The sequence below is a fragment of the Rickettsiales bacterium Ac37b genome (assembly GCA_000746585.2).
In the GTDB taxonomy this organism is placed as follows: domain Bacteria; phylum Pseudomonadota; class Alphaproteobacteria; order Rickettsiales; family Arcanibacteraceae; genus Ac37b.
The window spans coordinates 69196-83370 of record CP009217.2; the positions used below are offsets into that span (position 1 = coordinate 69196).

10 protein-coding genes are annotated in these 14175 nt (G+C 34.8%); all 10 read right to left on the bottom strand.

Annotated features, from left to right (window positions below; genetic code table 11):
- Positions 1 to 3: 3 nt before the first annotated feature.
- The 10 genes from NOVO_00360 to NOVO_00410 all read right to left on the bottom strand — a co-directional run bounded on the left by NOVO_00360 (position 4) and on the right by NOVO_00410 (position 13949).
- Positions 4 to 366 carry a hypothetical protein gene (locus tag NOVO_00360; GenBank protein ID AIL64483.1) on the bottom strand — a complete coding sequence of 121 codons (363 nt, stop codon included), beginning with the start codon at positions 364 to 366 and terminating at the stop codon, positions 4 to 6.
- 75 nt (positions 367 to 441) lie between these two features.
- Complete coding sequence (locus NOVO_00365; GenBank protein ID AIL64484.1) at positions 442 to 750, bottom strand: hypothetical protein; 309 nt, start codon at positions 748 to 750, stop codon at positions 442 to 444.
- Between the two features lie 152 nt (positions 751 to 902).
- Positions 903 to 1295, bottom strand: coding sequence for a Transposase (locus tag NOVO_00370; protein AIL64485.1), 393 nt, complete (start codon positions 1293 to 1295; stop codon positions 903 to 905).
- 345 nt (positions 1296 to 1640) lie between these two features.
- Positions 1641 to 2738 (bottom strand): hypothetical protein, encoded by a 1098-nt coding sequence (locus tag NOVO_00375; protein AIL64486.1) that lies wholly within the window; start codon positions 2736 to 2738, stop codon positions 1641 to 1643.
- A gap of 23 nt (positions 2739 to 2761) precedes the next feature.
- Positions 2762 to 3145, bottom strand: coding sequence for a hypothetical protein (locus NOVO_00380; protein AIL64487.1), 384 nt, complete (start codon positions 3143 to 3145; stop codon positions 2762 to 2764).
- A gap of 514 nt (positions 3146 to 3659) precedes the next feature.
- Positions 3660 to 7952, bottom strand: coding sequence for a hypothetical protein (locus NOVO_00390; GenBank protein ID AIL64488.2), 4293 nt, complete (start codon positions 7950 to 7952; stop codon positions 3660 to 3662).
- A 92-nt stretch (positions 7953 to 8044) separates the two neighbouring features.
- The gene (locus NOVO_00395) at positions 8045 to 9034 is read right to left on the bottom strand and encodes a hypothetical protein (protein ID AIL64489.1); all 990 of its coding nucleotides are present in this window, start codon (positions 9032 to 9034) and stop codon (positions 8045 to 8047) included.
- 82 nt (positions 9035 to 9116) lie between these two features.
- Complete coding sequence (locus NOVO_00400) at positions 9117 to 12932, bottom strand: hypothetical protein (protein ID AIL64490.1); 3816 nt, start codon at positions 12930 to 12932, stop codon at positions 9117 to 9119.
- Positions 12933 to 13116: 184 nt separating this feature from the next.
- Positions 13117 to 13545, bottom strand: coding sequence for a Phage major tail protein 2 (locus tag NOVO_00405; GenBank protein ID AIL64491.1), 429 nt, complete (start codon positions 13543 to 13545; stop codon positions 13117 to 13119).
- 2 nt (positions 13546 to 13547) lie between these two features.
- Complete coding sequence (locus NOVO_00410; protein ID AIL64492.1) at positions 13548 to 13949, bottom strand: hypothetical protein; 402 nt, start codon at positions 13947 to 13949, stop codon at positions 13548 to 13550.
- Positions 13950 to 14175: the final 226 nt, after the last annotated feature.

The window sequence follows — 14175 nt, forward strand, 5'->3', positions numbered from 1 at the left end:
ACCTCAAAATTCTGTTGTACCAGCTGTTTTTAAGATTTGTCCGGTACCAGGCAAATGTGGTTCTCCTCTAAAATTTATAGCATTATTATAAAGCTTACAGCATGTCTGGAATGTTTTATCACATCCTGCAGTTATTTTATAATGATCTCCTGTTTTTATATCATAGGGAAAGGGTAAAACAGTAATAATTTCTCCAGCTTTATATTCTTTAATTTCCCTAGATAACCCTATATTATTACCACTAATAAACTTTAATTCCCCATATTTAAAATAATTTTCATGGTAATGAGAAATAGGATCAGTAAATTGATTATTACTTAACGCTTCACCTACTATTCCTTGGTAAGAAAAATTATCTTTATTCATTTTACAGTATTTATCACCAAAATTAGCCCGACAACTTAATGAATATGAATTTCCTATAACCTGATTTATAGTCAATTAAGTTGAGAATGGCATAGAGAAGCCATAATCAATAGCATCGCTAAGGTTATTAAAATTAGTAATGATAGGTTTGATTTTAGCTTTTAAATGAGCCCAATATTTTTCAATTGGGTTGAGATCAGGAGAGTAAGGTGGTAAGAATAAAAGTTTACAGCCTATATCTTCTATTAAATTCCTAGTTCTAGCTGACTTATGGAACGTTGCATTATCAAGTATTACAACTTGACCAAATCTTAGTTCGGGCACCAAACACTGACTAACCCACTCGTTAAAAACTTCTGTATTACATGTGCCCTTGAAACACATTGGCGCAATAATTTTCTTCCCAACCTTACCTGCAATAAAGCTTTCTCAATCATGTTTTTTACCTGAGATATCACCATAAACTTTACTTCCTCTGAGACTGTATCCCCAAGAATAGTACAAATAGCTATCAATTCCACTCTCATCAATATAAACTATATCTTCCGCTTTATAGTTTGCGATAGCTGCCAAAAATAATTGCCGTTTTGCTTCATCCCGTTCACGATAGAGTGTGGTCTTTTTTTTCGTGTGATCCCCAAAGTCTTGAATGCCAAACAGATAGCAGCTGTAGACACATTAAAAACCTTTGCAAAATCAGATAATAGCCAATTGCTGTTTTTAGACACCTCGTTTAATAATTTGATTGGATCAAGCTTCTTCCATGGCTTAGCTGCTCGTGTGGCTGCTAAATTCCCGGATTTCGATCTCGATAACCATCTATAAATTGTTCTTTCACCTATGCCAAAAATTCTTGCAGCTTCTTCTCTGGTATAACCTTTATTAACATAGTGAATTACTTTTTTACGTAAATCTAAGGAATATGCCATTGCTTCTACTGTTTTGGGTTTATGAGCTTTTTAATATATCATATATCATGTCTTTATCAACTTAATTTACTATACAACACCATCTGCCAATTCACATGCGCATAACAATGATAAAGGTATCTAATAACCATAAATTAGAATCTTATTAATTGAATATACTATATAAGCTTTTTAATTTGTTATTTGGAACGTTGTCACATCAAACTCCACCTATTTTATTCAATATAACCTGGAGTATGGTCTATAGTAAAAACATTTGAATTTGCATACGGCGTCATTCGTTGCTCACCTAGCAATTAGTAGGCTTTGCTCCTCATTCCTTGTATCAAACTTCAACTGTTTTTACTATACACCTGCAAAACTACAAATCTCATCTAGTTTCTCATGTAAAGGCGAAGATGAAACTCTAAATTCAGATAAACTATGACATTGATTGGCAACCAGAGTAACATAGTTTGGATCATAATAAGAATTCTTATTTATAACCATAAATTCATTAATCTTATAGTTACTATTATCTGCACGAATAGCTTTAACTTGATAATAAACTCTAGCTTGATCAGAATCTTGTACAGCCCACTTATAGCTATTAAGACCACCTTCTGATATTACCTTATTATGATATTCAGAGATATATTGATTAAAAACTTCGACAGGAGTATTACCATAATAATCTTTATCTAAAGCATGTATTTTATATTTAGAAGCCTTTGCACTATCTAAACTAAAACCAAGATCTAAATCCTCAATCAACTGGCTGAATTTAGCATATTCTTCTGCAGCAGAATATTCTTGCTTATGAGAACGAAACTGCTCTAATTTCTCTTTACTTTGTCTTATAATAGCACCTAAACCTAAATTAGTATTTTGTGCTTTAGCTTCTAAAGCTCCCTGCATAATTGTAAGTCCATCTACATAGCCATTAGTCACTCTATCCATTATAGTATGAGCAAAATCTCCCTCAATACCAGGTGCCCATAGTTTCTTTTCCTCTAAGACTGGCTTTAGATCTACCTCAATAGCTTTTGCCATTAAATTAGCTGCCATATTACTATTTTGTACATGACAAATTGACTCAGGACAACCAAGTACGCTGGAAGGCAATTTATAATCCAAATTATTATCATTTACTTGCTTGCCAATCTCCCACATCTTATCCATCTTGGCCTTTATTTCAGCATCTGTGCCGGTGATGGTATAAATTTTTACCTTATTTTTAGGATCAAAGTCACCTTTAAACAAATCTTTATTTGCTTCTATATAAGGTAGATAAACTACTTTCAGGTCATCCGTAAACATAGCAGTTTTTATATTAGTTTCAGGTCCTGCTCTTAAAATCTTTTTATGATCTTGGCTATCTGCGCTCACAATATAGATATGTTGAGCTAAACCAAATGTCCTCTCTACAGGCCTTACAAAAATTTCAATTGTTGCTGATGTCATATTTTTCTCCTCTTTATAAATAATTAAATAACAAATGCTGGATATGTTGAACCAGATATATGCATTAACTTATAATTTTTATCCCCTAAAAACCATATTTCATATACTCCCAGAGGATCAAAACTCAGCCAATCACTATTATATTTACACCAATAATATATATCATATTTTTGATATTCTTTCGGCTTATCTTCTTCATGCGATCTATCTGCACATTCAGCACCAGATTGCTCAAATAATTTTATCATCTCCTTCATATCTGAACCTAAAGGAAATTGCTTGATTAAAGCTGCATCAAATTGTTTATCATCTTTATATCGTTCAAATTTAAAAGGCCTATCATCCAGCCAATCTTTAGCAAATAAATATGAAATTAGTATGGCTAGAACTATTAAAAACTTCTTCATTGAAATACCCTCCTGCCTCTTTGATGTATTTTCACTTAAGTTCTTCTAAAAGATTGCCCTAATATATCATAATCTCTTCAATTATTATATTATTAATAATATTTTTATTGGAATGTAAGTAATGAGCAAGAAATGATGTCATACCCGCGCGGAATTGCTATGTGGAAGAGATAAAGAAAAAAAAGGCGGTAATGATAAAAAGGGATGCGATAATGCAAAAAAGAGTATATCTTATATATACTCTACCTTACAATTCTTTTAATATATAACTATCTAGAATAAGATTGTCCTTTATTATTAGAAATAGCGGGTGTTTTGGGAGAGACTAAATTACCTAAATCCCCTCCCCCTTTTTCAGTCGGAGCTTGTTTTTCTAAAGCTTCTCTCATTAATTTTGCTTGCTCTTGAATTTCTGTATTTTCGGCCATACCAACCTACTTTTAAATATCATTTACATATCATTAAAAAACTATATATAAAAATATGTTATAAAAATGCTATGGTCAATATTTAATCATTTACTTACTCCTGGTGAAGGTGGTTTGGCATTAGGAGTTATAGGTTTAGAGAGATTTTCATAATACTCTATCCTTTGCTTAACTAATGATTTTTGATCTTGCTCATGACCTGTGCTGTTTTCCTGACTCTGATTCTTGATACCTGTTCCTTTAGTAGCTTCCTGGCTCGCGTTTTTAAACTGATTTCTAAGTACTTCATCTATATTATCTTTATCTTTTGTAGTAATTTTACGAGATAAATCTTGCTCTAATTTTTGCGCATCTTGACCTTCAAAATATGCTTTCTTTTCAGCAAAGTCTGCTTTACTAGGATCATAGGTATTCTTTTGTTCTTTACCACGACTACCTGTAATTTCTTGATCTATCTGTTCAGGAGTTTGATCCTGATAACGGCTTGTCATTGCGGCTGCTCTATCGGCAAGCTCTTGTGCGCCAGACTGCCCAGCATTTGGTCCTTGGTTAACTATATTTTGATTAGGAACTGAAGAAACTGGCTCTGGTGTAGGGCTACTTACCCCAGATTTGCCACGATTACCCATAATTTCTTGGTCTATCTGTTCAGGTGTTTTATCTTGATAACGGCTTGTCATTGCTGCTGCCTTATCTGCAAGCTCTTGGGCAGGAGCATTAGTAGGACCCACTGCTGGTTTACCACGACTACCCATAATTTCTTGATCTATCTGCTCAGGAGTTTTATCCTGATAACGGTTTGTCATTGCGGCTGCCTTATCTGCAAGCTCTTGGGCAGGAGCAGCAGTGGGACCTACTGCTGGTTTACCACGACTACCCATAATTTCTTGATCTATCTGCTCAGGAGTTTTATCCTGATAACGGTTTGTCATTGCGGCTGCCTTATCTGCAAGCTCTTGGGCAGGAGCATTAGTAGGACCTACTGCTGGTTTACCACGACTACCCGTAATTTCTTGATCTATCTGCTCAGGTGTTTTATCTTGATAACGGCTTGTCATTGCGGCTGCCTTATCTGCAAGCTCTTGGGCAGGAGCATTAGTAGGACCTACTGCTGGTTTACCACGACTACCCGTAATTTCTTGATCTATCTGCTCAGGAGTTTGATCCTGATAACGGCTTGTCATTGCGGCTGCCTTATCTGCAAGCTCTTGGGCAGGAGCAGCAGTGGGACCTACTGCTGGTTTACCACGACTACCCGTAATTTCTTGATCTATCTGCTCAGGAGTTTTATCCTGATAACGGTTTGTCATTGCGGCTGCCTTATCTGCAAGCTCTTGGGCAGGAGCATTAGTAGGACCTACTGCTGGTTTACCACGACTACCCGTAATTTCTTGATCTATCTGCTCAGGTGTTTTATCTTGATAACGGCTTGTCATTGCGGCTGCCTTATCTGCAAGCTCTTGGGCAGGAGCATTAGTAGGACCTACTGCTGGTTTACCACGACTACCCGTAATTTCTTGATCTATCTGCTCAGGAGTTTGATCCTGATAACGGCTTGTCATTGCGGCTGCCTTATCTGCAAGCTCTTGGGCAGGAGCAGCAGTGGGACCTACTGCTGGTTTACCACGACTACCCGTAATTTCTTGATCTATCTGCTCAGGAGTTTTATCCTGATAACGGTTTGTCATTGCGGCTGCCTTATCTGCAAGCTCTTGGGCAGGAGCATTAGTAGGACCTACTGCTGGTTTACCACGACTACCCGTAATTTCTTGATCTATCTGCTCAGGTGTTTTATCTTGATAACGGCTTGTCATTGCGGCTGCCTTATCTGCAAGCTCTTGGGCAGGAGCAGCAGTGGGACCTACTGCTGGTTTACCACGACTACCCGTAATTTCTTGATCTATCTGCTCAGGTGTTTTATCTTGATAACGGCTTGTCATTGCGGCTGCCTTATCTGCAAGCTCTTGGGCAGGAGCAGCAGTGGGACCTACTGCTGGTTTACCACGACTACCCGTAATTTCTTGATCTATCTGCTCAGGTGTTTTATCTTGATAACGGCTTGTCATTGCGGCTGCCTTATCTGCAAGCTCTTGGGCAGGAGCAGCAGTGGGACCTACTGCTGGTTTACCACGACTACCCGTAATTTCTTGATCTATCTGCTCAGGTGTTTTATCCTGATAACGGCTTGTCATTGCGGCTGCTCTATCGGCAAGCTCTTGTGCGCCAGACTGCCCAGCATTTGGTCCTTGGTTAACTATATTTTGATTAGGAACTGAAGAAACTGGCTCTGGTGTAGGGCTACTTACCCCAGATTTGCCACGATTACCCATAATTTCTTGGTCTATCTGTTCAGGTGTTTTATCTTGATAACGGCTTGTCATTGCGGCTGCTCTATCGGCAAGCTCTTGGGCAGGAGCATTAGTAGGACCTACTGCTGGTTTACCACGACTACCCGTAATTTCTTGGTCTATCTGCTCAGGTGTTTTATCTTGATAACGGCTTGTCATTGCGGCTGCCTTATCTGCAAGCTCTTGGGCAGGAGCAGCAGTGGGACCTACTGCTGGTTTACCACGACTACCCGTAATTTCTTGATCTATCTGTTCAGGAGTTTGATCCTGATAACGGCTTGTCATTGCGGCTGCTCTATCGGCAAGCTCTTGTGCGCCAGACTGCCCAGCATTTGGTCCTTGGTTAACTATATTTTGATTAGGAACTGAAGAAACTGGCTCTGGTGTAGGGCTACTTACCCCAGATTTGCCACGATTACCCATAATTTCTTGGTCTATCTGTTCAGGTGTTTTATCTTGATAACGGCTTGTCATTGCTGCTGCTCTATCGGCAAGCTCTTGGGCAGGAGCATTAGTAGGACCTACTGCTGGTTTACCACGACTACCCGTAATTTCTTGGTCTATCTGCTCAGGTGTTTTATCTTGATAACGGCTTGTCATTGCGGCTGCCTTATCTGCAAGCTCTTGGGCAGGAGCATTAGTAGGACCTACTGCTGGTTTACCACGACTACCCGTAATTTCTTGATCTATCTGTTCAGGAGTTTGATCCTGATAACGGCTTGTCATTGCGGCTGCTCTATCGGCAAGCTCTTGTGCGCCAGACTGCCCAGCATTTGGTCCTTGGTTAACTATATTTTGATTAGGAACTGAAGAAACTGGCTCTGGTGTAGGGCTACTTACCCCAGATTTGCCACGATTACCCATAATTTCTTGGTCTATCTGTTCAGGTGTTTTATCTTGATAACGGCTTGTCATTGCGGCTGCCTTATCTGCAAGCTCTTGGGCAGGAGCATTAGTAGGACCCACTGCTGGTTTACCACGACTACCCATAATTTCTTGATCTATCTGCTCAGGAGTTTTATCCTGATAACGGTTTGTCATTGCGGCTGCTCTATCGGCAAGCTCTTGTGCGCCAGGCTGCTGAGCATTTTGTTGCCCTACTCGTGATTGCCTCCTTAACTCCTCTATCCTCTCTTCTACACTCTTACCACCCCTTTTAGCTTGCATTTGTGCCGCTGCATCTGCTATTGGTGAAGGTTGTTGCTGCTCTTGACTCTGTCGTCCAGGACGAGGAGGCAAGGGTGGAGGTGTACGACGAGAAGAATCAACCGTATCAGAACCAATTCCCTGATCATGCTGATCTCGCATAGCTGTACCCCTATCCTGATTTTGGGTATTACGTCTAGCTACATTTTCTGCAAGTTCTTCTTTAATTTCTTGTGTACGTTCCATAGTTCTAAATTTACTTGCAGATTCTATGAATTGTTCTAGCTGTCCTAGTCGACTATTTCCTCCTATTCCTTCTATAAAATCCACTACTTGTCCATCTTTATAACGAATGGTATCTTTAGAGGGCAATAAAGCGCCTGTCTTAGGATCGACTCGGTCAACAAAAACTACACCTGTAAACTTATTATTTCCCTTTTCTTTTTCATCAAAATATATTTTTCCATCCTTTGTTTCGGCCATAGTAAGATTATTACCATTTTCTCCACCTATACGAGAATAGGTTACATCACTCTTATCTGCTAAATCAGAAATATGTGTACCATCTGGAGCTTTACTAATTTTAGAAATGGGTAATAAAGTCCCTACTTGTGTTATATCATCAAATAGTTTTTTATTTAACTTATCTATGGAAATAATATCTTTCTCTCCGCCCATGCTAGATAGAGCACTTAATTCCATTTTATATTTTTCCATTAACTCTTCTAACTTAGAATCATCAACCATATAAGTCTGCGTTAAGGTTGATGCAGGAGCAATAATTTCATCTTTTTTCTTTTTCGCTTCTTCAGTCTGGTTAATTAAATTTTGACTACCAAGATCATTATAAAGCTGAGAGCCTTCATTCTCATTCTCTTTGTCCATAATATATCACCCCAAATAATAGTAGATTATGCCCATATTTTTTGATATTACAGCAAAATTATTAATATAACATTAATAATTTCATTAATACCTTAATTCTTAGTTTTGCTCGGAATAATTTCTTGAGAAAAATTTTCGTTTCTCTTTTTTTCTTGATCTTTAGTAATAGGTACTGAAGGAGTAATTTGCCCTATCTGCTGTTGTTCTCTTAAAGATTTTATAATAGATTCCACTTCTTGTTTAGTTTGAGGATTTATTTCATTACGTTTAGCTTCTTTAACTTCATTTTCTTTATTATTATCTTTTTCCTCAGAAAGTTTTTCATTTTTTACTTCTTGTTTTGACTCCTTAATTTGTTTATGCTCACCCTTTGCTTGCGCTGATAGCTCGTTTTCTCTTTCTTTTGCTTTCTCATACCACGCTTCTGGTAATAATAATGAAGCAAGAGTATCAGCTATCTCTTTTCCACCTTCCTTTATACGATCCATGAATCCTTTACGCTTTTCTTCATGTTCTTTTAATTGACGAGTACCTTCCAATTCTTGTTGAATCTTCATTTCAGATTTTTGTGCTAATTCATCTAAATCCTGATTAAGTTTTTTAATAGAAATATTTAATTCTGAAAGTGCACTCAGTTCTTCTTTAGAAAGATTATGATTAGAAGATTTCAATAAAGCATCAATTTGGGCAGAGGTCTGTTGAAAAGAAGACGACATCGTTAACACTAAATCTTTACTACTTTTTGCTTTAGTCTGAGATATAGTGTCAACTTTACTGCGTGCGGTTGATATATCCACTGACTTTTTCGCTTCACTATAGCGCTCCAATTCAGCTGATTTCCTCGATACCCCAACTTCCTCAGATATTACACCTTTATCTTCTGGAGAACCTACACTTTGAGCATTTTGTTTACCTAATTTTGCTTGTTCAGAACGTAATTTTTCCTTTGAATAGGATTGTAAATAATCCCCAAAATCAGTCATCTTCATACCATTTTGTTTTAAAATAGTACCAACCTGCATCAATAATGATATATCTTCCTTAGAAAATGGATCAAAAAATTTATTATTAGAATTTTTCATTATACATCCATAATTTTATCATATGTTGGTAAAGTGTATAATATATTAATTAATATTTTAATGCAATACATAATCGCTTATCCTATTCTCTACTCTGTTCATGCTTGTGTTGAGAATTTGGATGCGGAGGTACAGTACTCGGATCTATATCACGATTGATCTCTTTTACTTGTTTTCCAACTACTGCCATTTTTATAGCTTTTTTTAACCCTTTTAAATCGTAACTATTAATAACATCTACAGTATTTTTTAATAAATCTAATTGATTAGGATCATTTAAATTGATATGTTTTAACTCTTTTGCACTTAAAATCGTATTATTATATTTTTTATGGTCGATATTATGATCTTGCATTAATTTTTCTACTTCTTGAGCAAATATATTATAGTTACTATGATCTCTAATAATTTGAATCACGTTATCTGCAAGTATTTTATTATTAAGATTATCTAAAACATATTGCATTTCTTTATCACTTAATCTTTTAGAGCTACTAGCATTAAATTGCTGTTTACCGATATGATCTTTGGTTAAATTTGAATGAAATAATTCCATTTTATCAACTAACATATCTTCACTTAGTATTTTATTTTGCCTATTTATGCTTACTAGGGCATTAGCTATAAATTGTTGGAAATTTTCTTTTCTACCTACCATTTCAGGAAGATACATCATATCCATTATTTTTGAGATATTATCTTTTTCTTTATTATCTACATATTGATTTAATTCTTTTCTTAAAAAATCTTTTAATTCTTCTACTTTATTTTTATCACTTATTTTTGCCTGTATTATTACTTTATTCATAATTTCATCTGCAAATGGTTTCATATCTGAAAGAGCATATTCATCTTTTCCAAAAGTATTATTCCGTACAAGAGATGCAGGTGCAGAACTTACATTTTGAGTCCTAATATATTCTTGTTGTTCTTGTGCATACTCTGCTCTTTCTTCCAATTTCTCTGCACGCTCTTCATTTGCTGCGCTTTTTGCTAAATCTGATAAATTTCTACCATAATCTATATCCCTAGAGGGTTGCTCAGTATTTGGTTTAAAGGTAGAAAATGTAGGTGCATCACTTACATTTTGTTGTTTAGGCTCAGCTATTTGAGGCTTGATACTTGGTTGCTCTTGCAACGCATTAGGATTATTCATAGGCGCCATATAACGTTTACCTTTAATCGTTGCAAATGTATTCTTTGTCTTTTGCTCAGATAAACTTGGCACTTCTGGCAACTTAGGAGGTAAATTTATTACTGGTTTTTCGAGCGGCATTGCCTGTTTTTCAACTTCTGCAGCCCTTATCTCTGGTACTTGCGTATTATTTTTTCCTTTCTCTGCTGACTCTCTGAAAGATTTATTTACTGCTTCTTGTAAAGCTCTTAAATCATGAGTTTTGATACTTTTCAAGGTATTATCAAATAACTCTTTCTGCTTATCTGCCACTAATCCACTATCACGTCCTAAACTATCCAAAACATACTGCTGCTCTTTTTCACTCAATTGCATGCCTGTCGATACTTTAAACTGCTTATATTCCTGTTTACCTCTACTATCTTGCTCAGCAGAATTCGCTGTATTAACTAAATTATTATTCTGATCAAACAATTTACTTTCACTTTCATAGGAAGAGGCTATATTTTGAGCAACTTTTTCTAATCCATTTTTATTAATTTTAAATCCACTTCCTATAGCAGTCGAAAAAAGACTACGGTTTTGGTATAGTTGCTGCGTAAGCTCGGTTACAATCTTCTCTGAACTTTCTGCCAAATACTGAGGTTCCATCTTCGTGAATACAGGCAATAATTGTTCCAAAGAATTCTGCATTATTATCGGAGAAATTCTTTTACCCCTTGTTGTTTCTATATTATATAAAGACTTCTCTACGACATCATATGCATTAGATATTTGATTACTTAAGGCTTTTTTATCACTATAATCAATTTGTGTTTTTAATAAATTCCTTGTTAGTTTTGTTATATCATTTTCAGATAATTTTTCCTTAGTTTTCGAAAATACTTCTTTAACTACATCACCAACTATTTGCTCAGGAGATTTCATTCTATTATCATGCTCATGAGCAGGTGATTGGTTAGCTTGTTTAAATTGTTCTATTTGACCTAAACGGCTTGCTCCTTCAAGTCCTTCAATAAATTTTACAACCTCACCTTCTTTATAATAGATAACGTCTTTAGCCCCAAGTAATTCACCTGTTTGTGCATTGATTCTTTCAACAAAGATAACCCCTGTAAATTTATTACTGCCTTTTTCTTTTTCATCAAAATATATTTTACCATCAGTAGTTTCAGCCATTACTAAACTATTAGCAGAATCATTTATTCCGATATTCGAATATACAACATTTGGATTATTTTCTATATCTTTTATATACACTTTTTCTGGCGCTGATGATAATTTATTTATAGGAATAATTTCTGCTTCAGAAGAAGCGAGTTCAAATAATTCAGCATTTAAAGTATATAAATTTTGTCTTTTTCTTTCCGGGCTTACATTTTCATTCTCAGCCTTAACTGCTAATTCATCATATTTATGCATTAAATACTCTAAAATATTTTCTGAAGCTCCAAAGGGCTGTATCAAGGTAGGAAGCACCTTTTTACTATTTTTAGTACCTATTTTTTGTTCATCATCCGAAATGCGACTTTTGCTACTTGCCATACTATCCCTACTTGAAGATCTCGACAAACTGCGATCGCTTAAATTAGAAGCAGTATCAATACCGCTATCTATACTATAATAAAACTTTGATTTACTACCTATATTTGAGCCATAGTTAGATATTCTCCGAGTAACTCTTTTTAACGCATTTGGTTCTAATTTAAGAGTGTTTCTAGCTGCCAGTATAGAATTGTTTTTAATTAAATCATTAGCTAACTCCGTAGAAAGCTCAGACTGGTTAATATGTAAATAATTAATACCAGATCTAATCATCTCAGGCATCACAGAATTTAATATTTGATAAAAATTTTCCTGAGAAGTTTTTTTTCCATATTTATTATCTATATTTGAAATTGCATTATTCACAACACTATAGGCAGCAAGAATATTATTTACTTTTCCTGCAAATTCCTTATATTTCTCTGGGGATTTTTGTATAATATCTCTCATTTTTCCTGGCTCACGTACAAAATCTATATTAGCCTCAGGGTTAAATGTATTTATTAATGCCTGTTGAATAAACTCTTGTATCACCTTGTTATCAGATATCATTAATACTTTAGGATCTTTTTTATTTTTTTTATCATTATTTTTTAACAAAACATAACCGGCAGAATTTGGAATAGATATATCTTTATATAATTCTTCTGATAGTATATGAGTGGCATCTATTATTTCTTGAGAAGCAAAGGCATAATATACAGGTGATCCAGCATTTTTTACTAACTCCCTTTTAATTTTTACATATAGCTGCTCTTGCAACGCTTTTTCGTTACCAGGATCAAATAATGCAGAAGTTTGCTCTGTCCAATCCTCAGTTTTTGTGAATAATTCTTTAAATCTAGCTTGATCTTTCTCGTTTAACTTTTCGTATAATTCCTTAGAATTTAAATCTTCATAAGAGTTATCCCATTTTTTCTCTGTCTTAAGTATAGCTTTCATAACATCCTTAATCATAAGTGCTGCTTTGTGATGCACCATATTTTTATATTCACTGTAAAATTTATTTTCTTTAGGCAATTCACCTTTAATCTGTATTTCACCTATTAGATTGTTAAATATAAAACTATTAGCATGAGGTAATTGCTCATTTAAAAATTGATCCATTATAGACTCTACAGTTCTTATAGGAATTTGATTCGATGAAGCCTCTAGGGATGAAAGAGAATTGGTTGGTATTGGCTGATCGCCATCGTTATTTTGTTCTGGTGCACTCATCATGAGCCTCTAATTAAATAAATTAACCTAATGATAAAAAATAAAATATGTAATAATTAATATGTCGATATTAATAAGCATACTGTATTATAACCCATAGCTCATTAAAATTTTATTAATTACTCAGTATAGAGTACAAAAACTTATAAATTATTTATAAATAGTATAAAAAATCTTATAGAGCTTATTGAACTTCTTTACTCGCTAGATTAAATTTTACTTCACCAGAACTTTCTAGAGTTAGCGAATAATGTTCTTCTTCGTTATAATTGCCAGATCGTTCGTAAGAAGTAATTTGGAAATTACCTATTAAAATTTCTCCACTACCAAAATATATAGCATATTTTTTGATTGCATTAGAAAATGCATATGATCTTATATAATGCTCTGATTGAGAATTGGTAAAAATGCCTGTACCAGAAATTGTTACTGAGCTAATACCTACGTTAGATAATAGCTCACGCCATGCTCCGGACATTTTATTAGTACAATCCACCAGCTGATTATTTAATATAAATCTTGTAGTTCGCATTCCTCCTATAGTCTCAAAAATGTTACCGTCCTTATTATGTAATACTTTGAGCAATACTAACGCCCCTTTTTGTGCTGACATATCTATATCTCCTCTATAATAGATTTAATTTTTAATATTGACTGGCAAATATTTCTCTCTTGGAGCGTAGAAATATGACAATTAAGTAACCTAATACTAACAAGTGTATAATATTTTAAGATTAATTCTGGTGATTCTAATAATTCCTTTACTATATGTGACAAAATAATAGCTTGTTTATTACCACGTTCTTCAGCGTATATACTAATATAATTAATTAAATTAAATCCCTTAGTAGTTTTGGTAGAATAATCTGAGATAATCATTTCACCTAAATAAATATAAGGATATTTCGTATCTTGTGGAACATATGTAAAAACTTTTACGCCTAATTCTTCTAATTCTGAAGAATTAGCTAATCGCTGATATACAGCACTACTCCATTGTATAATAGGATTTTTCATATTTTAGCTCTTATTAGATAAATAATTTGTTAACAGTCCTATAGTGAAAATAGCCCGTGTGTGATTACATGGGAAACAGCGAAAAACTTCTTATAGTAAATTGATTTGAACTTGCGTACGCAGTTATAGCTGTAGCAATTTAAATATTACTTTGTTGTTCGTTGCCTACAATAGTATTTCTACGCTTTCTGCCTCACGCCTCGTAATATTTTAAATTGCCTTTGCT

Coding starts and splice junctions, on each gene's coding strand:
- NOVO_00395 (AIL64489.1), bottom strand. CDS start 9,034: ATGAAAAATTCTAATAATAAATTTTTTGATCCATTTTCTAAGGAAGAT.
- NOVO_00375 (AIL64486.1), bottom strand. CDS start 2,738: ATGACATCAGCAACAATTGAAATTTTTGTAAGGCCTGTAGAGAGGACA.
- NOVO_00370 (AIL64485.1), bottom strand. CDS start 1,295: ATGGCATATTCCTTAGATTTACGTAAAAAAGTAATTCACTATGTTAAT.
- NOVO_00400 (AIL64490.1), bottom strand. CDS start 12,932: ATGAGTGCACCAGAACAAAATAACGATGGCGATCAGCCAATACCAACC.
- NOVO_00380 (AIL64487.1), bottom strand. CDS start 3,145: ATGAAGAAGTTTTTAATAGTTCTAGCCATACTAATTTCATATTTATTT.
- NOVO_00410 (AIL64492.1), bottom strand. CDS start 13,949: ATGAAAAATCCTATTATACAATGGAGTAGTGCTGTATATCAGCGATTA.
- NOVO_00405 (AIL64491.1), bottom strand. CDS start 13,545: ATGTCAGCACAAAAAGGGGCGTTAGTATTGCTCAAAGTATTACATAAT.
- NOVO_00365 (AIL64484.1), bottom strand. CDS start 750: ATGTGTTTCAAGGGCACATGTAATACAGAAGTTTTTAACGAGTGGGTT.
- NOVO_00390 (AIL64488.2), bottom strand. CDS start 7,952: ATGGACAAAGAGAATGAGAATGAAGGCTCTCAGCTTTATAATGATCTT.
- NOVO_00360 (AIL64483.1), bottom strand. CDS start 366: ATGAATAAAGATAATTTTTCTTACCAAGGAATAGTAGGTGAAGCGTTA.